The following is a 21,766-nucleotide window of genomic DNA, read 5'->3' on the forward strand; positions in this document are numbered from 1 at the left end:
CGGGAGATACTATGCGCATCTGCGGCATCAAACTGACACACGATGGAGCCATCGCTGTTGTGGAGGATGGAAAGCTCCTTTTTTGCATCGAACAGGAGAAGCGGCACAATAACCCGCGATATCAGGAAATCGGGAATCTCGACGTAGTTGCAACCGTGCTGAGCGAACACGGGCTGCGTGTCGATGACATCGATCAGTTTGTAATTGATGGCTGGGACGGCGAGATAGAGTCGGAATTTCGCACTCTCAGCGGCCGTACGCCTGTGATCTTGAAAGGTGCTCCCTATATCGAACGCAGGGCCGACGATCTCCTCCATCCGCTCGAACGCACCGGCCTGTTAATCGCCGAACAATCGTATTCGTATCAGAGCTACCCTCATGTTTCGGGCCATGTCGCGTCCGCGTACTGCACCAGTCCGTTCGCGATAGGCGGGGAGCCTGCATACTGCCTAGTCTGGGATGGCGGCATGGTCCCAAGACTGTACTATGTGCGACCGGACGAAGCACGCCTCGTCAATTGCCTGTTCCCAGTTATCGGCCAAATGTACGCGGCGGCTGGACATCATTTCGGGCCCTATAAGAAGGCGAGCGGCGCTGACTGGGACCTGGGCGTCGCCGGCAAGCTTATGGCATACATCGCGCTCGGGTCGGTCGACGAAGGCATCATTGCAGTCTTTCGGGAGCTTTATGAGCAACGCTTTGCCGGCGACACCGAACTTGCGCAAGACTACCGCGAGAATGTCCGCATACCAGAAAGATCTCTCGCAGCTATACGCGACTTTTTCCAAGAATGCGTTCCACAATTGGAGGCCAAGCCTCAAGAAGACATACTTGCTTCCTTTCACGTATTCCTCGAGCGTCTTCTGGTTCAAGGAATGGAGGCAGCGCTCTCACGCCATCCGATTTTCGAGCCGCGGAACTTGTGCATCTCTGGCGGATGCGGTCTTAACATCAAATGGAACAGCGCACTACGTGAGAGTCGTCTTTTTGACGCAATCTGGATTCCGCCTTTTCCGAACGATAGTGGGTCTGCGATTGGCGCCGCTTGCTGCTCGATGGCAGCGAACAAAGGCTTCCTGCCGTTGGAATGGTCGATCTATAGCGGGCCAGCAGTGAAAACTGGTGACGTGCCGCCCGGATGGACAGCGTCCCCTTGCTCCATTGCACAACTCGCCGGCGTACTCGCTGAAAATAAACCCGTCGTCTTCCTAGCCGGCAGGGCAGAGCTGGGACCCCGAGCGTTGGGCGCTCGAAGCATTCTCGCTGCTGCGACGTCCCCTGCGATGAAGGACTTCCTCAACGCGGTGAAGCATCGGGAGCATTTTCGTCCGGTAGCACCAATATGTCTTGAAGATCAGGCGATCGCCGTCTTTTGTCCCGGTACTCCAGACCCCTACATGCTGTTCGATCATCAGACGCGCGAGGAATGGCGGGAGAGGATCCCCGCCGTAGTGCATCTCGACGGATCGGCGCGGTTGCAAACCATTGCAAGAACTTCCGCGCATCCCGTGGCGCAACTCCTAATTGAATACGAAAGACTCACTGGCGTTCCTTTGCTATGTAACACCAGTGCCAACTATCATGGACGTGGCTTCTTTCCGGACGCTGCTTCAGCCTGCGAGTGGGGAGGTGTCGAACATGTATGGTGCGACGGTCTTTTATTGAGCAAGGCATGTAGCACTGGCCTGCCATCGTCAATCGACGAACCAGGTTCTGACGGCCGGTTTGAGCGGGCCGTAGCCGCACCGCTCGGGGCGTGACTTGAGTGAGTGCGTCAGGGACTTTCTTTCACGGACGAACCGCACAGACAGCGGCAGCATCCCTCAGTGTCAAGATTTTCTATATTGCCATACCGATGCCCACCACACTGCTCCGACGCCGCGATGCAGAGCGGACGCCTTTGCTTCCAACAGCGGTTTCACCCCCTATCGTAGGCAAGTATGAAGAAGACCTCCGTTTCAGATCGTCATGTGCACGGCTTCCGGATTCAGCCGGAGTCGAGAGGACGATTGCTCCGGCAAACGCCCGCCATCCTGTGGTTCACAGGGCTGTCGGCAGCTGGAAAGTCGGCGATTGCCGACAAGGTCGAGGCACTACTGCATGCGTCCGGCCAACTCACCTACATTCTCGATGGAGACTCTATCAGGCTCGGTCTATGCAAGGATCTCGGCTTTGCGGATGCGGATCGCCACGAGAATGTGCGGCGCGTGGCCGAAGTTGCCAAATTGATGGCTGACGCGGGACTCGTAGTGCTAGTGTGCCTCATTTCGCCGTTCCGTCGCGATCGGGAACTCGCCAGATCCACCGCGGGTAGGCACCGTTTCGCCGAAATCCACGTTCACGCTAGTTTGGCCGTAGCCGAAGCTCGCGATCCCAAGGGACTGTATCGGCTTGCGAGAACTGGCGCCATACAGCATTTCACCGGCATCGACTCGCCGTATGAACAGCCGACGGTCCCGGACGTATTCATCGACACATGTTCGAAGTCCATCGATGAAGGCGCGGACCTTGTGGTGAACTGGCTCAATAGCCGCTAGTTGGAGCGAGACGAGTGTGGGCACGCCGCAGAACTGGATTCGATAACCCGATGTTCATGGCGAGCGGCTCGATCGACACCAGTTGCCGGAGCGGGCGAAACGTCGACACTCGCACTTTGCATACCCTCCTTCCAGCGAACCCGGTGCCAGGGACGTGAGTTTCTTCAGCCACCCATCTGATTGCACTGTGCTCACGCGGACCAAGGTAGACAGATGATTGATTACGGCAATCTCAATTGCTATCGCGGACGATCGCAGCCGCGGTCGCGGATGCGCGACGCAGCGTTGCTTCCGGCAGCAAATCGGTCTTTCGGCCGTGCCGCATCGATCACTGCCTTGCTTTCACTAGTCTATTCACTTTCCGGTTGCACAGTCGGCCCCGAATATCGCACTCCCGCGCCGCCCGCGACCGACAGCTATACACCGACGGCCCTACCCGAACACACGGTTTCGTCGCCCGGTTCGACGGGTCTTGCGCAGCAGTTCAAGGCTGGCGGCGAGCTGCCTGCACAATGGTGGAGCCTTTACCGTTGCGAGCCCCTCGACGCGCTGATACGCGAGGCCCTCTCAAATAGCCCGAATATCGCTGCAGCCCGCGCGGCGCTGCGCCACGCGAGCGAAAATCTGCGCGCGCAAACAGGGATCGATCTATATCCCGCCATCGATGTCAAGCTCAATGCTACTCGCGAAAAGCTCAATGGCACGACCCTAGGCCAGCCCCGCCTGAACAGAATACTAAGTCTGTACAACGCATCAGTGAACGTGTCCTACAACCTGGATCTCTTCGGGGCTGCACGGCACGAACTCGAGGCGCTGGGCGCGCAGGTCGACTTCCAGAGTTTGCAGCTACAGGGCACATACCTGGCGCTGTCAGCGAACATCGTCACCGCTGCGGTCAGGGAAGCTTCCCTCCGCGAGCAGATTGACGCGACCGAGCGTATCGCCACGGATGAGGAGACTCAGCTCGGTGTATTGCGTAAGCAGCTTGAGTTCGGCGGGGTGGGTCGCGTGGCCGTGCTCTCGCAGGAAACGTTGCTCGCACAAACGCGCGCTACCCTGCCGCCACTGCGGCAGTCTCTCGATCGGGCGCGACATCAGCTTGCCGTGCTCGCGGGTAAACCGCCTAGCGATAACAGCGTTCCCGAGTTCAGGCTGTCGATGTTCACCCTACCGCAGAGCTTACCCGTCGCCCTCCCTTCGTCGCTCGTCCGTCAACGTCCGGACATCCTGGCTGCGGAAGCCCTGCTGCGTCAGGCGAGCGCCCAGGTCGGCGTCGCAACCGCGAACATGTATCCGCAGCTTACGCTGTCCGCAAACTACGGCCCGCAATCGTTAACGCCAGCGGGCATGCTGAAGTACGCGGACATGATCTGGAACATCGGCGCGGGACTCACTCAGCCGATCTTTAACGGAGGCCAACTGAGCGCTAAAAGGCGCGCGGCGGAAGCCGCCTTCGATGAGGCCAACGGGCAATACAGGCAAACGATACTGCTTGCATTCGAAGATGTCGCGGACACGCTCCGCGCACTCGATCACGATGCAACCGCACTCGCCGCGCAAACCGAAGCGTGGCGTGCAGCCAGCAGCTCGCTCGAGCTGACGCGTGGCCAGTTTCGTGCCGGCGGTGTCAGTTATCTAGCTCTGCTCGATGCGCAGCGTCAATACCAGCAGACCATCGTCAATCTCACCCAGGCGCGCGCTGCACGCTACGCAGACACGGCGGCATTGTTCGAAGCACTGGGTGGCGGCTGGTGGAGCGACACTGCGAGGATCCAGACAGGACAGGCGGACTCCGATATCAACCCGCAGTGAACTCTCTTTCTGCTTGCCGCGCCCCGCATGGTTTCCAATGCTGCGCGTCCAACGGGATCTGTTCCATATCAGTTTGCCGTGCAAGGACACGACGATGACGACAAATAAACCAACAGCAAAACGGATGATCACCATGCTGATCTGTATGGGCGCTCTGCTTGGCGCGCTGATCGGTTTCAACCTGTACAAGGCGCATATGATCCGGAAATTCATGGCGCACAACGCGGTGCCGGCTGCTACCGTCACGTCCGCCGTCGTGAGCTATCAGACATGGCAGCCACAGCTTGCCGCTGTGGGCAGCCTGCGGTCCGTGCGCGGTGTCGACGTGACGAGTGAAGTGGCTGGACTAGTTCGCGAGATCGCATTCAAGTCCGGCGAGGAAGTCAAGGCCGGACAGGTGCTCGTGCGTCTGAACGACCGCTCGGACCGCGCGCAGCTCGCCTCGCTAAGAGCTGCCGCCGACCTATCGCAAACCGTCTATAACCGCGACACAGCACAGTACGACATTCAGGCGATTGCCAGGGCGCAAGTCGATACTGATGCCGCCGACCTGAGAAGCAAACGAGCACAAGTCGAACAGCAGGCCGCACTGGTCGAGAAAAAAACGATTCGCGCCCCCTTCGCGGGACGCGTGGGCATCACGACAGTCAATCCGGGCCAGTATATCAATCCGGGCGACGCCATCGTTACATTGCAAGCTATCGATCCCATCTACGTCGACTTTCACCTGCCCCAGCAGGAACTCGGTCAACTGCAGGTGGGACAGAGCGTCGCCGTAAATGCAAGTGCATTCGTGAGCCACGGCTTCGTGGGTAAGATCCGCGCTATCAACCCGCGCCTCGACAGCACGACGCGCAACGTGGAGGTCGAAGCGGCCCTCGACAACCGCGAGCGCAAACTGTTGCCGGGGATGTACGCTAGCGTAAAAGTCGATGTTGGTCACGAGCAGCGCTACCTGACACTGCCGCAAACGGCAATCACTTACAATCCCTACGGGGCAACAGTTTTCGTCATCAAACCGGGCGAGCATAAGGACGCACGCGGCAAAACGATGCCCGTTGCGCAACAAATCTTCGTAACGCCAGGACCCACGCGCGGCGATCAGGTTGCGATCCTGAAGGGCTTAGACGAAGGCGCACTAGTGGTAACGAGCGGCCAGCTCAAGCTGAAGAACGGCACACCGCTCGTGATCGACAATCGCGTGTTGCCGGCAGACAGTCCTGCTCCGACGCCCCAAGAACAATAAGAGTTCCTCAGATGGATTTCACCGATATCTTTATCAAACGGCCGGTCCTCGCGTCCGTGGTGAGCCTGTTCATCCTCGTGCTGGGCTTACGTTCCCTGTCGACACTCAAGGTTAGCGAATATCCCCAGACTGGCACTGGCGTCGTTACCATCACCACCTCGTACTATGGCGCTAGCGCCGAGACGATGGCCGGCTTCGTTACTCAGCCGCTCGAAGCCGCGATCGCACAGGTGCAAGGCATCGATTACATGTCGTCGAAGAGTAGCACGGGTGTCTCAAGTATCACCGCGACTCTCCGCCTGAACTACGATCCGAACCGCGCGCTAACAGAGATCAACACCCAAATCGCGTCTATGCGGAACCAGTTGCCACCCCAAGCGCAACAGCCAGTGTTGACGATTCAGGTCGGCCAGACTACTGACACGATATATATGGGCTTCTACAGCGATGTCCTGCCAAGCAACAACGTCACGGACTATCTGCTGCGCGTTGTCAAGCCGAAGCTCGATTCAATTCAGGGCGTGCAAACCGCAGAGGTTCTCGGCGGCCGTCAGTTCGCGTTGCGCGCGTGGCTTGATTCCACCAAGCTCGCAGCGCACAACGTGACGGCTTCTGACGTCTACACCGCACTCGGCAACAACAACTATCTGGCGACGCTCGGAGCAACCAAAGGCCAGATGACCAGCGTCAGTCTAAACGCCGGTACCGATCTGCATTCCGTCGAAGACTTCAGGAAGCTGGTTATCAAGCAGAAGAACGGCGCGATCGTACGCCTAGAGGATGTCGCCAATGTTGTGTTGGGTGCGGACAACTACGACTCCAATGTCGCTTTTAGTGGAAAACGCTCGGTGTTCATTGGGATCAAGGTAGCGCCCGACGCGAACCTGCTCGAAGTAGCGAAACGCGTCAAAGCTGTGTTCCCTGATCTGCAGAAGCACCTCCCCACGGGTGTGTCGAGCGACATCGTCTATGATGCCACGGACTTTATCGAGACTGCCATCGACGAAGTGGTGAAGACGCTCGTCGAGGCACTACTGATCGTAACGCTAGTGATTTACCTGTTCTTCGGCAGCTTCCGCGCGGTGATAGTGCCCTTGTTCGCGATGCCGCTGTCTCTGATCGGCACATTCTTTACGATGCAGTTGCTCGGCTACTCCATTAATCTACTGACGCTGCTCGCGCTGGTGCTCGCGGTCGGACTCGTGGTCGATGACGCGATCATCGTGGTTGAGAATTTCGACCGACACCTGACGACCGGGGGCAAGCGTCCCTTCGATGCCGCGCTCATCGCCGCGCGTGAACTCAGTGGCCCGATACTCGCAATGACTGTTGTGTTGATTGCCGTCTATCTCCCCATTGGCTTCCAAGGCGGACTGACGGGCGCACTGTTCACGGAGTTCGCATTTACACTGGCAAGCGCGGTCACTATGTCGGGCGTGGTCGCGCTAAGCCTATCGCCAATGATGTGCTCGCGACTCTTTCATCACGAGCAGCAACCCGGACGCTTCAACCGTCTCGTCCATCAGCAGTTTGAGAAAGTTCACCGGGGTTATATGCGGCTCCTGCGCTCGATACTGGACACATGGACCGTATTCGTCGTGATGGGTGCAATACTGTTATGCGGGACCATCTATTTATTTGCGACGTCACAGTCCGAACTCGCCCCCCAGGAGGACCAAGGCATCGTACTGTCGCTGATCCAGGGACCACCCAATGCGACGATTCAACAGATGCAGATGTATGCCGACCAGGTTTTCCAGATATCTAAGCAATTGCCCGAGTATGCGCAGATGTTTCAGTTGACAGGCGCGCCGACATTGAATCAGGGCTTCGGCGGCGTGCTCTTCACGACATGGGACAGACGAAAGAGAGGTGCCTCCGAGTTGCAACAGGAGCTTCAACAGAAGTGGAATGGCATCGCCGGCGCGCGAGTTGCTGCTTTCCAGCTTCCACCCCTGCCCGGTGCGCAAGGCTTCCCGGTGCAGTTCGTGATCAACACGACGGAGCCTTTCGATAACCTCAACGAAGTGACCCAAGCGGTTTTGCAACAGGCGCGCGAAAGCGGCATGTTCCTCTTTGTCGACAGTGACCTAAAGATCGACAAGCCCGAGACCGTTCTGATGGTCGACCGCGACAAGGTCGCCTCGCTCGGCCTTACGCAAAGCGACATGGGACAGGCGCTCGGAGCTGCGCTCGGTGGTAACTACGCGAACTATTTCTCGGTCGCCGGCCGTTCGTACAAGGTGATTCCCCAGCTTCAGCAGGTCGACCGAATGAACCCATCGCAGCTATTAGACTACAACCTACGCACTTCCGACGGCAGTATGATTCCTGCTTCGACTGTCTCGCATCTGAAGTCGACGGTTGTGCCCGAATCCATCAACCATTTTCAGCAAATGAATTCGGCAACGATCTCGGCCGTAGCCGCACCCCGCGTTTCGCAGGGCGAAGTACTCGAGTTCCTGCGCAACGCCACAACCCGCGTCGCTCCCTCAGGATACAACATGGACTATTCCGGACTTTCGCGCCAATTCATGCACGAGTCCGGCGGCTTCCTAATCACTCTGATGTTCGCAGCGGTCATTGTGTTCCTTGCACTCGCGGCGCAGTTTGAAAGCTTCCGCGATCCCATCGTCATTCTGGTATCAGTGCCGTTGGCGTTGTTCGGTGCGCTGATCTTCATTAACATCGGCGTTTCCACGCTCAACATCTACACGCAAGTCGGACTGGTCACACTCATGGGGCTTATCAGCAAGCATGGCATTCTCATCGTGCAGTTCGCGAATGAGTTACAGCGTTCAGGCCGCAGCAAGCGCGAAGCTCTTGAAGAAGCGGCAGGCGGGCGCCTGCGCCCGATCGTCATGACTACAGCCGCCATGGTGCTTGGTGTTCTGCCGCTAGTGATTGCGTCCGGCGCCGGCGCGGCAGGGCGCAACGCGATCGGGCTGGTAATATTCACAGGACTGTCGATCGGCACTCTGTTCACACTGTTCGTTGTCCCGTCGATGTACATGTTGTTAGGTGCAGAACATCACGAGAAAACAACAGCAATGACGTGACCGCCATCAACTGTGCAATTTTTCGCGCACTCCTCGCGCCGCGGTGTGGCTGGAGCAAGCAGCTTGCGATGACTGCAAGGACTGCCTTCACGCGGCGAACAGGCGGTGACCGTGCCCGGCACGCAGGCCGCAACAATCGTCATGCCACGTCTGGCCCAGCAACTCGCGTCCTTGCGCAAGCAACGCGACGAGGTCGCCAGCGAAGTAGAACGCCTGGTACATGCACACCCTCTTTGGCCGGTCCTGACCAGTATGCCCGGAGTCGGCGTCAGGACCGCCGCCAGACTCCTCACTGAAGTCGCTCACAAAGCCTTTGCTTCAGCCGCGCATCTCGCCGCCTACGCCGGCCTCGCCCCGGTCACACGACGCTCAGGTTTGCCCATCCGTGGCGAGCATCCATCCAGACGGGGCAACAAGGTGCTCAAGAGAGCGCTCTTCCTCTCGGCCTTTGCCGCCTTGCGAGATCCAGTCTCGACGGACTATTACGCTCGTTAGGTCCAGCAGGGCAAGCGCCACAATCAAGCGCTCATTGCCCTTGCCAGACGACGCTGCGACGTGTTGTTCGCGATGCTGCGCGACGGCACTTCTAACAACCGAAATCCGCCCCTAACGCTTGACGAACGACATAGGCCCCCCCGCATCCGCTGACCACGCACGTACACTGGCCCACAGCAATGGTATGGCTCACTCGTTCTTGAAGACGATGTGCGTTTCCCCGGGGTTACAGGGCTACTCCACCCCAGGCCCCCAACCCGCAATTGAGTCCAGTCCGAAAGCTATATGCCCATGGCGTCTCGTCGTCAAGTTAGTCGATATCGAGCACGAGGTAATCTTTTGCAGTCGACATCCTGACGCTCGCCTCGTTGCGACATTGCCTTCACGTCTTCTCAAGCGATGTTTAGGCAACTCGGCGGCGACAAAAAATAGACGACCGGTTGTGACCTCACGATATCTTTTCACAAGCATCAATTTTATTTGTTTGATCCTGAGGCAGACGATTTGCTATCGTGGCATTCACGGGTATTAAAGATAAATAGCGGTTTGCCCTGACAGACAACGGAGTTATTGGCAACGAAATAAGCAATCTTTACCTCTCTTATCTAATTCGTAGCGTTAATCTCAGCGATCGTCTTTTGGACGGGTAGAGGTACTCCAAAGGGAGATAATTCATGAAAAACTGCGCCGCATCTTCACAAATTGCATCACCGACTATTGACCTATTGTACGACTACGCTCCTTTCCTCGAGATTTGCAAATCAGAAGGAGCAATTGGTTCGTTTTCACCCAGTGTACAGACGCCGCGGGTTGCAATCGTGGGGGCCGGCATTAGCGGGCTTCTGGCCGCGGCAGAATTGATGCGAGCAGGTGTCACCGATGTCACCGTGTTTGAAGCCCGCGATCGCATCGGAGGTAGAGTATGGTCACAACCTTTTGATCCACGGTACCCGCATCTCATTGCTGAAATGGGTGCAATGAGATTTCCTCCGAGTGCGACCGGTCTTTTTCATTACCTTGACAGATACGGCATTTCGACGACAGCCTCTTTCCCGGATCCAGGAATGGTCGATACCGAATTGCACTATCGCGGTACTCGCCATATCTGGCGCGCGGGAGAACCGCCGCCCCCATTATTCAGAGTCGTCTACGAAGGCTGGAGAACCTTTTTGCAGGAAGGATGCGTGATCAACGGTACGTCTCTAGTTGCTCCCGCAAAAATCACCGCAATGTTGAGGTCAGGCCGGTTTGAGAAAGCCCGAGCGGAATGGCAAACGTGGCTCGACGTGTTTCGTGACAGTTCTTTCTACGCAGCCATCGTGGCCATCTTCACTGGATCTCGCCCGCCCGGAGACATCCGCTGGGAACGGCCTGACGACTTTGAACTATTCGGTTCTTTGGGCATAGGCTCTGGAGGCTTCCTTCCTGTTTATCAGGCGGCATTCACCGAAATACTGCGGCTCGTCATCAATGGCTACATGGACGATCAGCGCTTGGTCTCTTGCGGAATTTCTACACTAGCTGAGTGCCTCGCAGCAGAGAAGATCGGAGAATGCACCGTTGCTGACCGGGTTCGCTTCAATGGCGTGGGCCGCATCTACAAAGAAGACGGAAAGATAAGGCTGATAACTGACGCGGGCGAAATCATGACCTTTGACCGAGTTATCGTTACCAGCAACACAAGGACAATGCAGATGGTTCACGGCCTGACCGACGACGAGACGTTTCTCAGTCGAGACGTCTCACGAGCCGTTAGAGAAACGCATCTCACCGGGTCATCAAAACTATTCATGCTTACACATGGTAAATTTTGGCTCGGTAACGATTTGCCAGTCACAATTCAATCTGACAGTTTTGCGCGCGGGGTATATTGCCTTGACTACGAGCCCGATAAGCCAGACGGTCCAGGTGTAGTTTTGCTTAGCTACACGTGGGAGGACGACGCGCACAAGCTACTAAGTGTCCCCGACAAAAAGCAGCGCTGCGAGCGTTTTGTTGACGCCCTTGCTACATTCAACCCTGAACTTGCGCGGCACCTGACTCCCGTGGATGATGACTACGAGCATGCCATCCTTCACCATGACTGGTTGACTGACCCCCATTCTTCCGGTGCGTTTAAACTCAACTATCCCGGTGAAGATGTGTACTCACAGCGGCTTTTTTTTCAATATCAGACGGCAAACGACCTTGCAACGGATACTGGCCTATATTTGGCTGGATGTGGTTGTTCATTCACCGGTGGTTGGATCGAGGGGGCGGTCCAGACAGCTATCAATAGCGCCTGCGCCGTTATACGCAGTACAGGCGGAGACCTTGTACGGGGCAATCCTCTCGACGAAATACGCAGTGCCTATCACTACTGATATCGCATGCACTGACGACACGCTATTTTGGAACTATTTATGTATTCGGAAGACACTCTGCAATCGCTTTGTGATGGTATACGCGATGGTGAAATCTCTGCGGATGACATGCGGAAGCACGCAATTAGCGCCAATGCTAATCAGTCGAAGCTGAATTGTTTCATTGGTAGTCGCGACCTCGATGCGCATTTCGCAAGGCCGAATGATGTGCTGAAAGGTGCACCACTCTATGGCATCCCCTTCTCATTGAAAGACAATATTTGTGCTAACGGGCTTCCAGTAACTGCCGGTACGCCAGGGATGGAAGGATGCATAGCGACACGCGATGCCATTATCGTCCGAAAACTGAAATCCTTGGGTGCAGTCGTCGCCGGTAAGAACAATATGCATGAACTTAGTTTTGGCATCACATCGGTCAATCCGAGGTGGGGAACGGTGGGCAACCCGACGGCTCCGGGATATCTGGCGGGCGGAAGCAGTGGCGGTTGCGCGGCCGCGGTGGCTGCCGGGATCGTTCCGATGGCGATCGGAACTGACACTGGCGGCTCAGTGCGGATACCGGCCGCCTTCTGTGGCATTGTCGGCTTCAGGCCTACAAGCGGTCACTGGTCTTCAGCTGGAATCGTTCCAGTTTCTCGCACTAAAGATTCACCTGGGCTTTTGACGCGCACCGCGAAGGACGCGTTGATGATATATGAGCTGCTGTCAACCGGTACTCGCCCTCCGGCAAAACAGATGAGTACTCCTTGCCGCATAGGACTTCCGGCGTCCATGTGGAGTGACATCAATGAAGATGTCCGAAAGCATTGTTGGCATGCGATCACGCGTCTCATCCGCGCGGGGTTCGAGTGCGTTGATCTGGACGACTCTGCTGTTGCTGACTTAAATAGGATTGGAACCTTCACCATTCCCGTTTACGAATTCTTCATGGACTTTCCACGCACATTGCTTTCCTTCGGTTGGGCTAACAGGATAAATACGATATTCGATAACATCCGTGATGAAGCTGTCCGCAACATCGTCCACAGTAACCTCAGTGCGCAGCTGATCTCTGCGGCGGATTATTCTTTTGCGATTCAGAATGTGGGCCTTTTGCGTCAACAAATGAAAAACCTGTTCACCACCCAAGGTATCGATTTTCTCGCATACCCGACGGTTCCGCGCAGCGTTCCCCACTGTAGCGATGCCGGGCGGCCCGAACTTTTCTCGGAGGTGATACGTAATACCGACTTGGCCAGCAATGCCGCGATGCCCTCGATTACGCTTCCTGTTGCTCCGCATGGCGCATTGCCCGTTGGTTTGAGCCTTGACGCACCACGAGGTCAGGACCGCCGCCTCTTGACTATGGCAACGTCTGTAGAAGACGTTCTGAATTCGTCGTAACACGACTGCCATCTTCACTGCGAAAGGTTTCATGCGCAGGCAGCAGCAATCGATTCGCACACCGTTTCGGAGGCGGTAGCCAATGCAGATTTCATTGCAAAGAATAAACACTCTCTTTGACGCCGGTAGTTTTGTCGACCATCACCCTGTCGAGAGAAGTCATTTCATCTGCGGCGAAGGGTCTATAAATTCCGTAAGAACGTTTCTGGTCATGAATCGGGGACGAGACTGTGAATTCCGAGGAAGCGGACAGTGGGGCACCGCCACGCAGATTATAAAGACCGTAACGATGGCCCGGGACAGTTGCGCCCCATTGATTTACGTTCAGGACCGTCCCGGAGGGACAGATAGTTTCGATACCACAAAAGTTCTTTCGTCGGACATGTCGAAACTGCTTTTGTCACCAACTGGAATGGGCAGAGTCAGTGCATCCCTCGCGGAGTTGGCCGAGAAGAATTTGCTAATTTCCGCCATACTCGGCCCGACCTCAGGCCCCTTGGCCTTACCACTGATGCTGGCTGACTTGGTGTTGATGACCAAAAAGGGCGCCTTGTGCATGGGTCGCCCCGATATGGTGAAGGCCATGCTGGCTCAGGATTCAGATCTCTATTCGCTAGGTGGAACAGACGTTCACAGCAAGCACTCAGGTTCAGTTCAATTGGTATTCGAAGATGAAGAAGACCTATTCGGATGTGTAAGGCAGTTGCTTCACGTCAGCGCCAACGGCGGAGCGAACCGTGGTCTGGGATATGAAGAACCCGAAGCAGCTGATTTCAAGAGCTTGATTCCATCGGATCATCGTACGCCCTATGACATGCATCAGTTGCTGCATTCTTTCGTCGACAAGGACAGCTTCACCGAAATTAGCCCCGAATACGCAAAGGAAGTGTTGACAGGCTACGCGACCATTAAAGGAAGCGCGGTCGCTATCATTGCCAACAATCCCCGCTATAAGGGCGGTGCCATTCACAGGCAATCCGCTACCAAAATAGTCAAAATGGTTGGTGTGGCTGAGAAAGTCAGGATACCGATCATTTTTATTGCTGACATCCCTGGATTTATGATAGGCCGAGAGGCCGAAAATAGTGGGATTTTTTCTGCAGCGGCAGATTTGTTCAGGGCACACGTTCGAAGCAAAGTACCTAAGTTGCTGCTCATTGCAAGAAAAGCGTACACGGGAGGCGTGTATGCTATGTGCGGCCCTGGCTTTAACCCAGTAGCAGTCTTGGCTTATCCACAGGCTCACATTGGTGTTTTCAGTCCCGATACAATGACAAAAGTCATGTCAGAACTTGATGAAGCGACAAGAGACATAATACAGAAGCTGACCGACGAAATCGAAAATCCCGAACTGTTGAAGGCCAGTGGACTGATTACCGACGTCATTGAAATAGAAGATACCAGGGAGCAGGTTTCGAGATATTTGTTCGCGGAAGGAGGCAGATCTTGAGTCGGATGCTCTGATCGCGGGACAATGCGCGACTCGCCAGACTATTGTGTCCAAGTCGTAGCACTGCCGCGATCAGACTTCTTCGGACTGTTGCCGCGCCACGGTCATCCGGCACCGCAATGATAACCGGCGATTCGATGTACGCATGTCACGTTCATCGCGCTAGGCGGGGTCCACGCACTATCAACAAGATTGCGCTGCGTGTCAGGCTCAGCAGGACGATTCCCAGGACAGATGCGTTTGGCACGCCGACCTGTAACCTACATAGTCGGGTCTGAATAATTCGTTTTCGGCGACGACGCCGTTCATGGTGTCGAAGCGGAAGCCGCGGAGCGGTTGAGCAATGCGACAAGTACAAGGACGTAAAAACGCCGCAGCTTTCTGAGGATCATGCGCAGGTTGTGGCCGGCACCACATAGCACTGCGTTGATCGCATCCCCGAGCGCGCCCTTGAGCCAGTTCCGGTCGAGTTTGCCGTCGGCCTTCATATGACCGATCGCTGGTTCAATCGCGCTGCGCCGCCGGATCATGGCGCGCAACGTGCGCGTGATGCCGCGTCGCAGGCCGGGATGGTAGACCTTCACCCCGTCTGGCTCAGCGCCCCGGTAACCACGGTCGACGATCGCGATTTCAGGTTTGACATCGCCGAGAATCGCTGCCTGCTCCAGCGCTTCTTCCAGCGTATGTCCATCGTACGGATTGCCCGGCATCGAGCGGGCACCCACCACCAGCCCTTCCCGGTGTGTCGTCGTGATCGACACCTTGACGCCAAACTCGTATGGCGTGCGCGCCTTACCCTTGGCCAGGCACTCGACTTCCGGCGCGTGCAGCGCATACAGCTTATTTTTGTCCTTCGTCTTCTGCGTCAGGATTCGCTTCGTGCGGGCAATCAGTTCCTGCAGCTCAGCTCGCCTGTTATCAACCACCGTGTCGAGTTGCCGTTCGACATCGCGCATGACGCGGCCGACACGCGAGCGCAGGGTGCGCACTGCCTTTCTCATCCGCCGGTACTGCTTCGCGTGCGCGTAGCGGCTGATCTGGGTGGCCAGGCGTGGTGCTTCGCGGTTGTAGTTCTGACGCAGTTTCAGGCCGTGCCGCGCAGCTGCCTTCACGAGGTGTTCACGACAGCGCTCCAGCAGTCGCGAGTCAGTCGGATGTGCGATCGCCTTGGGCATCACGGTCGTATCAACGATTACGCGTTTCGCGCTCGACGCCTTGATCACTCCGGCACGCTTCGCCGCGTCGATCGTCTCGGCGAGCAACTCCTCGACACCGGCTTCTCCCAACCGTTTGCGCCATCGCGTGAGGCTGGACGGATCGATCGGCGGTTCGGCCTGCAAGTACGTCTCGCCCGTAAAAACCTGCCAGTACGGGTTCTAAACCCATTGCCACACAACATCCTCGTCCGAGAGGTCGAAGGCGTGCTGCAGATACAGCAGACCAGCGATCAGTCGAGGCGAACTCGCAGGTCTGCCTTTACCCGAAACGAAACTCGCGCTCATCGATGCACTGAGCCGCTCCCAATTGATCAGCTCGGCCAGCCGTACCAGTGGATGCTTGAGATTGATCTGTTCGCGCAGTGGATGCCGGAACAAATCCTTCTCCGTTACAGGCGCCTTCGGACCCATCTAAACCTCGTCAGAATTTGCAGGCTATACCCAGCAATATGCCAGGTCTCTGCAATTCCAACAACACGATTTCCGCCGGAAACCCCCAACGCTTAAGGCTCTACGGTTTGTTCAGGCTGGACTAAATAGCTTCGTGCTCCATTACCTTGATGCCTTCTTTTTGTAAAGCAATTACAGCCGGCAAACCTTTTGGAACCTTGATCGGCATGGAAGCACAACCTCCGTTTCGAAACTACGCGATACCCGCAAGACTGCACGGCATACCAACAACACCACGTCTGACCGACTGCGAGCATGGTTAGGTCTTCACCTGTTTAAGAAGACCAAGCTGACTGCGACGCATGCATAAAGTGCGCCCGTAGTCTTCTCAAGCATGGATCTGTTGCTCAATACCACGCTTGCGCGATCTGCAAGAACCATATATCCGCAATAGACCGCGACGGAGATCGCCGTTGCCGCAGTTCCCATCGGAACCGCCTGCCCAAGGTAGGAACCGGATGGGCTGATGAAACTGGGATACGTAACTAATGTGGCCAACCACCCCTTAGGGTTCGCTAGAGAGACGATGAGGGAATCGACAAACACCTGTCTGGAGTTCCAGCGCACCGCATCTTCTGTTCTTGACTCCCGCTTCCCACAAGAAGCAATAATGGAAAGATATCCAAGATATATCGCCCCTATCCATCGGACATAAAGTAACACCCATTGGTTATCCCGTATGAAAATCCCAACACCCGACAATACGACTGCTGCGTGAACGGCCACACCAGTACCAAATCCGATCGCGCCAGGAATTGCGATTTTGAGCCCGTGCTTCAATGTTTGAGCAACGGCAAAAGCGACGTTCGGACCAGGCAAAGCCACGGCGGCAGTAAAGGTAACAAGAAACAAAACAAATAGATGAAAATCCATGAAGCCCCGCCTCTATTTGCAAATCACTCCCGAAAGGAACAACTATCGACACAAAATCCGGCTAATCTCCGGATCTCAGTGGACCGCTGCGTTATATGCCTCACAAGCTCTCCCGAAGGCGCCCAGAATCTTCTGGCTGATTACATCGCTGGAAGCATGCCATTCTGGATGCCACTGCAGCGCCAGTTGAAAGGTGCGTGAATTCCTATATGACAGCGCTTCTACGACACCGCCCCCCCCTACTGCCTCCACTCGGATTCCTTCTCCAAGCTCCGCGATGCCTTGCCTATGCAACGAATTGACGCATAGCTCGTCGCCCTGGATAACGGACGACAGCAAGCCGCCGGAAGCGACCTTAACCGTATGCACAGGACGGTACTGTTCGTCGCGAGGAATCTCTGGGTTTTCGCGATGCGAGATCCCCTTGTGCGTCAACGATAGATCTTCGTGCAATGTGCCGCCACGGTAAACGTTCATCTCCTGCAAACCGCGGCAAATTCCCAATACTGGCATATCCAGTTCTTCCGCCACCATCAACGCAACCATCGACAGCCTGTCTCGTGGCCGATCCGTCCTGCAGGCGACAATGTCGTCTTCAGCAAGCGCCCAAGCGCCACCGTTCCTGTCAAAGATCCCGGGATCGAGATCTGATTCGTCGCCAGTTAGAACAAGGCCGTCAAGACGGCGCATCACGTCGCGTAATCTTTGGAAAATCGCGTCGCAAGGCAGATCACGGTCGATCGTCGGTAAGATGACGCACTCGAGCGACGCGTGTTTAGTCAGCGCCTCGATATAGCGCCGCCGCAACCAATCGCGGTGAACGCCGTCGTGAAGATGACGATTGGCTGTGACCCCGACGACGGCGCAGCCCAGATGGCGACGTGTATCACTCATTGACCACGCCCTCCCCTGCTAACCGTCCGCGCTGGGCCTCGTACAGCCGCCGGTTCCGGTCGAGCAGCTGGTTGATGACACTTGGCTGCCCTTTTGGTCCACTAGCGAAGAGCCCTCCCCATGAATCTGCAACCTCAGCATATCGCGGATCGCGCAACCTGATCTTCTGTGCCCGCTTCAGGTGCCAGAAAGGCACGCCTGGCGAAAGATGATGTTCCAGATGATATTCATCAAGGTTCGCGCCGACCAGCAGTCGCTCGATCAAATTGCCTTTGCGGTTACGCGTCAAGTACACATCTTCGGTTTCGGTCTCACACATTGGCGAATGCTCAGCGAGTTCAATGAACCAGCCCAAGGCTTGGAACGTGGTTAGATATGGAACAAGCCAGAACAGCACAAGCAAATCCAGCGATTGCGTCAGGGCAAAGCCGAAAATGACAATCAGCCAGAATACCGCAAATCCATAGGTGTCGATGGCAGCACCCCGCCTGTCGATGTCTTTTTTCCCCTCACGAGAAATAAGAAACCGCTCACTCCATAGATACTTGAGATAGCGTACCGTCGCTCCGCCAAACATCGCTTTCCAGACAATGGCAAACGCGTATTCACGTGGCGGGCGCACATCATACACGCCCGATGATATAAAGAACTTCAGGTTAGGATCCCTTTCAGGGTCGCCGAGATATGGATGGTGCAGATGAACATGCGAGTAGCGATAAGCCCAGTGCCGCTGAAAAACAGGATATGCGGCGAAGACGATGCCGAGCACGTAGTTCCATCCGGTGCTCCTGGCCAGCGTCCGGTGCGCGGCATCATGCGCGATAGTTGTCAGTCCGCGTTGTTGCGCACCGATTACGAGTACTGCAAGCGGGTAGAGCCACCACGAGATTCGTATCGTTGCATAAGCACACGCAAGAATGACAAGATAGTCCTTCACAATGTAAAGTGCGCCGGTCAAATTATCGGGCCTCAATTCGAACAACTCACGCATAATGTCGCGCGAGAATCGCGAAGTGGTGAAACGTTTGCCGCGCAATTGCCAAGCGTCATAAATTTCCATGATCAAATTCCCGCCAAGAAAGATCGACGTCAGACAGCGTCAAGTCCGCGTTGAAGATCGGCGACGATATCATCAATGTTCTCAATCCCAACGCAAAGCCGAATCGATCCGTCGAAAATACCAGCGGCCTCGCGCTTTTCCTTGGGAGCCATTGTGTGCGTTGTCGAAACGGGATGCGTGACCAACGTTCGCGCGTCACCGACATTCGACACGTGGTACATTAGCTCGATGTTCGTTATGAATCTTCGCCCTGCCGCTTCGTCGCCCAGTTCAAACATAATCATTGCGCCGTAGCCGACGCGTGCGTAAACTAACTCGTCGACAAGCTCACGTTCGTATCCTGACGATAGTGATGGATATGAGACACCTGCGACCTTCGGGTGGGCGTTAAGGAACTCCGCAACCGCGACGGCATTTTCGCAATGCCGCTGCATGCGAAGATGAAGGGTTTCGAGTCCTTGTATCAGCTGAAAGCTGGCGAGAGGACTGATCGCGGCGCCGGTGTCACGAAGCCAAGTCATCCGGGATTTAAGCAAATAGGGACTCGCGCCAAGATCGCCAAGTTTCAGAACAGCTTCTTTCCAGAGGACGTCGCCATGCGCTTTATCTCCGTCGTTGAACAACGGAAAGCGGCCTGCGTCGTCAAACGCGAAGCTTCCGTTATCGACAATCAGTCCGCCAAGTGTCGTTTCGTGGCCGCATAGATACTTTGTCGCGGAATACGTGGAGATATCCGCACCCAGAGCTTTCGGACGGCAAATCAAAGGGGTTGTCGTGTTATCTACAATAACAGGAATCCCGCGCCGCTCACCGATTCCACCAGCGCCGGAACAGGCAACGGGACAGGGCACGGATTGGAAAACGTCTCTCCAAACATAGCAATCGTCCTGTCGTCCAACATCCGCTCGAACGATGTTACGTCTCTTGGATCCGCAGGTCGTGCCTCGATACCCAACCGTTTGAATGTATTGAAGAGCAGATTCCACGTATTGCCATATAGATGCTTCGATGCGACAACGTTATCGCCTGGCGTTCCGCTGCACAGGTTAGCGATAGCGAGAAAGGTTGCGGACTGCCCTGAGGCTACCGCCAGGGCGTCGCTCGCACCCTCTACTGCAGCGAATCGCTTCTCGAGGATGCGCGTTGTCGGGTTGATGATCCTGCTATACGTGAACCCATCTTCTCGGACGTTGTAGATGTCGGCAATTTTTTCAAGATCGCCGTCAAGTTCATAGGCGGTAGATTGATAAATCGGTACAGACACCGCTTTGGTGACGGGGTCATGACGATAGCCAGCGTGTAGAAGTGACGTCTCGCGGTTCATTTCGGCGTTGGCATTGTTTCTTGACATGTCAAATGGCCTTTTTCCATAAGTCGGTTATACGGCGGGCCCGCGTGGCTTCCGGATTCATCGGAATGAAGCTGAAAAAAGTCTTCAAATGCAATTCCCAGCAGGCGGATCCACATCGGATCAATACATCCCATGCACCCGATCCTGAAACTGCGCGTCGGAAGATGCAGCTTGGTATAGATGTAAAGGTTGTACTCCACGAGATGGGCGTACAGCGCGTCGAGATCTTCTTGCGTACGAACGACATCGCGTGCCGTCAGCGCAAGGCATACCGGCGATCGTTCCCGCGGGTCCGGCGTATGGCCCAGTTGCGCGGATGATAGCGTCACGGACAGAGGCGTATCGCTCTCCACGGCGAACCACCCCTTCAATAGCCAGTTCTTCCAGGGCCTTTGCGCACGCCTGAACAACATGTGTCGGTGGCGTGGAACGCCACTCGCCAGTCTGTTCGAAGTTACGCCATTGGTCCCGAACGTCCAACACGAACGAGTTGGTCTCTGAGGTCTTGCTATCGAGCGTTTCCAGCGAGGCAACAACAAAAGACACTCCCGGCGGACCCTCGATGCACTTGTTACTCGAGGTCACAAGGACGTCAAACGGAACTTCCCTGGCACTGATTTCCACAGCACCGAAAGAACTCATTGCGTCGATAATGGTTCTTACACCATGACGCGTTGCCAAATCTACCATTGGCCGGAGCGGATTGACGAGTCCCGTGGTCGTTTCACAGTGCACAAAACAAAGATGTGTGATCCCCGGATCCTCTTCCAGGTACGCAGCGACTTTTGTCATGGGGAAGGACTGATCACTCGGGGCAACGATGCTGACGGCATTAATGCCTCGGATCTGCAGCATTTTGAGGATCCGCTCGCCGTAGTTTCCATTAATGCATACGAGAGGCCGGTCTGATGCCCCAACGAACGAAGCCAATGCCGCCTCTACGCCGTAAGACCCGCCGCCCTGTATGGGTCCCGCCGAGTATCCCCCCCCCGAGCGTCCAGCAAATCTACAATCAGGCCTCTTACTCGCTCCGTTATTTTCTTGAAACTCACGTCACGGGAACCCATGTCAAACTGCATCTCAGCCTTTACTTCGGCGTCCAACGCCAATGGCCCCGGTGTAAATAAAAATGGGTGCCGTGCGGTCATAGGTCCACACTCCATAGTCGAAAACAGTTGTTTAAGGACGCGAAAGCGCCGCTCATGCTCCACCTGACACCCGTCGCGCACAGATATCAGAGATCAAAGTAATTGGTTACCGATGCGGCCGAGCCCATCGCATTGGACTTCACGTCAATTGACGGACTGGAAATCTTGCGCAGGCCCGCTTCGAGTGATCTGCATTCCTCCGCAGCTGATAATGATCATGCCACAGTGAAACACCGCACCGATATGAGTTCTTCTTATGCATACCTCATAACCTTTAATACTGCCGTCGTTCCACTGAGGAACCTGATATGACCACGGCGCGAACTGGTTTGCGCCGTCGTCATACAAGGCACGTGGCACGTGGACAATTTGTGAATCGTCCACGACAGCATCCGCGACGAGACCCGAACGCCGTCGTTGTATATCAG

Annotated in this window: 15 protein-coding genes and 3 pseudogenes; 9 read left to right on the forward strand and 9 right to left on the reverse strand. The window is 55.8% G+C overall.

What is annotated here, in order from left to right:
- The first annotated feature begins 11 nt into the window (after positions 1–11).
- The 9 genes and pseudogenes from nodU (at position 12) to G5S42_RS42200 (ending at position 14,345) form a co-directional block, all read left to right on the forward strand.
- A complete protein-coding gene (nodU, locus tag G5S42_RS42160) occupies positions 12–1,760 on the forward strand; it encodes a nodulation protein NodU (RefSeq protein WP_176112459.1) in 1,749 nt (582 codons plus the stop codon).
- 180 nt (positions 1,761–1,940) lie between these two features.
- The gene (gene cysC, locus G5S42_RS42165; protein WP_176112460.1) at positions 1,941–2,537 is read left to right on the forward strand and encodes an adenylyl-sulfate kinase; all 597 of its coding nucleotides are present in this window, start codon (positions 1,941–1,943) and stop codon (positions 2,535–2,537) included.
- Between the two features lie 213 nt (positions 2,538–2,750).
- Positions 2,751–4,349, forward strand: a complete 1,599-nt coding sequence (locus G5S42_RS42170) for an efflux transporter outer membrane subunit (RefSeq protein WP_176112461.1) — start codon at positions 2,751–2,753, stop codon at positions 4,347–4,349.
- Between the two features lie 94 nt (positions 4,350–4,443).
- Positions 4,444–5,595 carry an efflux RND transporter periplasmic adaptor subunit gene (locus G5S42_RS42175; protein ID WP_176112462.1) on the forward strand — a complete coding sequence of 384 codons (1,152 nt, stop codon included), beginning with the start codon at positions 4,444–4,446 and terminating at the stop codon, positions 5,593–5,595.
- Positions 5,596–5,606: 11 nt separating this feature from the next.
- Positions 5,607–8,654, forward strand: a complete 3,048-nt coding sequence (locus G5S42_RS42180; protein ID WP_176112463.1) for an efflux RND transporter permease subunit — start codon at positions 5,607–5,609, stop codon at positions 8,652–8,654.
- 96 nt (positions 8,655–8,750) lie between these two features.
- Positions 8,751–9,271, forward strand: a pseudogene (locus G5S42_RS42185) (transposase); the annotation flags it as partial.
- A 552-nt stretch (positions 9,272–9,823) separates the two neighbouring features.
- The gene (locus G5S42_RS42190) at positions 9,824–11,512 is read left to right on the forward strand and encodes an NAD(P)/FAD-dependent oxidoreductase (RefSeq protein WP_176112464.1); all 1,689 of its coding nucleotides are present in this window, start codon (positions 9,824–9,826) and stop codon (positions 11,510–11,512) included.
- Between the two features lie 39 nt (positions 11,513–11,551).
- On the forward strand, positions 11,552–12,895 hold the full coding sequence (locus tag G5S42_RS42195; protein ID WP_176112465.1) for an amidase family protein: 1,344 nt from the start codon (positions 11,552–11,554) through the stop codon (positions 12,893–12,895).
- Positions 12,896–12,977: 82 nt separating this feature from the next.
- Positions 12,978–14,345, forward strand: coding sequence for a carboxyl transferase domain-containing protein (locus G5S42_RS42200; protein WP_176112466.1), 1,368 nt, complete (start codon positions 12,978–12,980; stop codon positions 14,343–14,345).
- Positions 14,346–14,650: 305 nt separating this feature from the next.
- On the opposite strand, the pseudogene G5S42_RS42205 reads toward G5S42_RS42200, so the two are convergent.
- From G5S42_RS42205 to G5S42_RS42235, 9 genes and pseudogenes are all read right to left on the reverse strand, one after another.
- Positions 14,651–15,973 (reverse strand): annotated as a pseudogene (locus G5S42_RS42205) (IS5 family transposase).
- Positions 15,974–16,279: 306 nt separating this feature from the next.
- Positions 16,280–16,885 carry a LysE family translocator gene (locus G5S42_RS42210; protein ID WP_176112467.1) on the reverse strand — a complete coding sequence of 202 codons (606 nt, stop codon included), beginning with the start codon at positions 16,883–16,885 and terminating at the stop codon, positions 16,280–16,282.
- Positions 16,886–16,960: 75 nt separating this feature from the next.
- On the reverse strand, positions 16,961–17,779 hold the full coding sequence (locus G5S42_RS42215) for a gamma-glutamyl-gamma-aminobutyrate hydrolase family protein (RefSeq protein WP_176112468.1): 819 nt from the start codon (positions 17,777–17,779) through the stop codon (positions 16,961–16,963).
- A complete protein-coding gene (locus G5S42_RS42220; protein ID WP_176112469.1) occupies positions 17,772–18,839 on the reverse strand; it encodes a fatty acid desaturase family protein in 1,068 nt (355 codons plus the stop codon). The genes G5S42_RS42215 and G5S42_RS42220 overlap by 8 nt, the downstream gene beginning before the upstream one ends.
- A 29-nt stretch (positions 18,840–18,868) precedes the next feature.
- Positions 18,869–19,603 carry a PLP-dependent transferase gene (locus G5S42_RS45365; RefSeq protein WP_281375200.1) on the reverse strand — a complete coding sequence of 245 codons (735 nt, stop codon included), beginning with the start codon at positions 19,601–19,603 and terminating at the stop codon, positions 18,869–18,871.
- 17 nt (positions 19,604–19,620) lie between these two features.
- On the reverse strand, positions 19,621–20,190 hold the full coding sequence (locus tag G5S42_RS45370) for a PLP-dependent transferase (protein ID WP_281375201.1): 570 nt from the start codon (positions 20,188–20,190) through the stop codon (positions 19,621–19,623).
- A complete protein-coding gene (locus G5S42_RS44990; RefSeq protein WP_246392615.1) occupies positions 20,160–20,603 on the reverse strand; it encodes a hypothetical protein in 444 nt (147 codons plus the stop codon). Before G5S42_RS44990 ends, G5S42_RS45370 begins: the two co-directional genes overlap by 31 nt.
- A gap of 22 nt (positions 20,604–20,625) precedes the next feature.
- Positions 20,626–21,045: pseudogene (locus tag G5S42_RS44995) on the reverse strand (aminotransferase class V-fold PLP-dependent enzyme); the annotation flags it as partial.
- A gap of 437 nt (positions 21,046–21,482) precedes the next feature.
- The gene (locus G5S42_RS42235; RefSeq protein ID WP_176112470.1) at positions 21,483–21,722 is read right to left on the reverse strand and encodes a hypothetical protein; all 240 of its coding nucleotides are present in this window, start codon (positions 21,720–21,722) and stop codon (positions 21,483–21,485) included.
- Positions 21,723–21,766 lie beyond the last annotated feature (44 nt).

The sequence above is a fragment of the Paraburkholderia youngii genome, assembly GCF_013366925.1.
GTDB classification, from domain to species: domain Bacteria; phylum Pseudomonadota; class Gammaproteobacteria; order Burkholderiales; family Burkholderiaceae; genus Paraburkholderia; species Paraburkholderia youngii.

Coding starts and splice junctions, on each gene's coding strand:
- G5S42_RS42190 (WP_176112464.1), top strand. CDS start 9,824: ATGAAAAACTGCGCCGCATCTTCACAAATTGCATCACCGACTATTGAC.
- G5S42_RS42195 (WP_176112465.1), top strand. CDS start 11,552: ATGTATTCGGAAGACACTCTGCAATCGCTTTGTGATGGTATACGCGAT.
- G5S42_RS42180 (WP_176112463.1), top strand. CDS start 5,607: ATGGATTTCACCGATATCTTTATCAAACGGCCGGTCCTCGCGTCCGTG.
- G5S42_RS44990 (WP_246392615.1), bottom strand. CDS start 20,603: ATGTTGTTCAGGCGTGCGCAAAGGCCCTGGAAGAACTGGCTATTGAAG.
- G5S42_RS42175 (WP_176112462.1), top strand. CDS start 4,444: ATGACGACAAATAAACCAACAGCAAAACGGATGATCACCATGCTGATC.
- nodU (WP_176112459.1), top strand. CDS start 12: ATGCGCATCTGCGGCATCAAACTGACACACGATGGAGCCATCGCTGTT.
- G5S42_RS42210 (WP_176112467.1), bottom strand. CDS start 16,885: ATGGATTTTCATCTATTTGTTTTGTTTCTTGTTACCTTTACTGCCGCC.
- G5S42_RS42220 (WP_176112469.1), bottom strand. CDS start 18,839: ATGGAAATTTATGACGCTTGGCAATTGCGCGGCAAACGTTTCACCACT.
- G5S42_RS42200 (WP_176112466.1), top strand. CDS start 12,978: ATGCAGATTTCATTGCAAAGAATAAACACTCTCTTTGACGCCGGTAGT.
- G5S42_RS42215 (WP_176112468.1), bottom strand. CDS start 17,779: ATGAGTGATACACGTCGCCATCTGGGCTGCGCCGTCGTCGGGGTCACA.
- G5S42_RS42170 (WP_176112461.1), top strand. CDS start 2,751: ATGATTGATTACGGCAATCTCAATTGCTATCGCGGACGATCGCAGCCG.
- cysC (WP_176112460.1), top strand. CDS start 1,941: ATGAAGAAGACCTCCGTTTCAGATCGTCATGTGCACGGCTTCCGGATT.
- G5S42_RS45370 (WP_281375201.1), bottom strand. CDS start 20,190: ATGTCAAGAAACAATGCCAACGCCGAAATGAACCGCGAGACGTCACTT.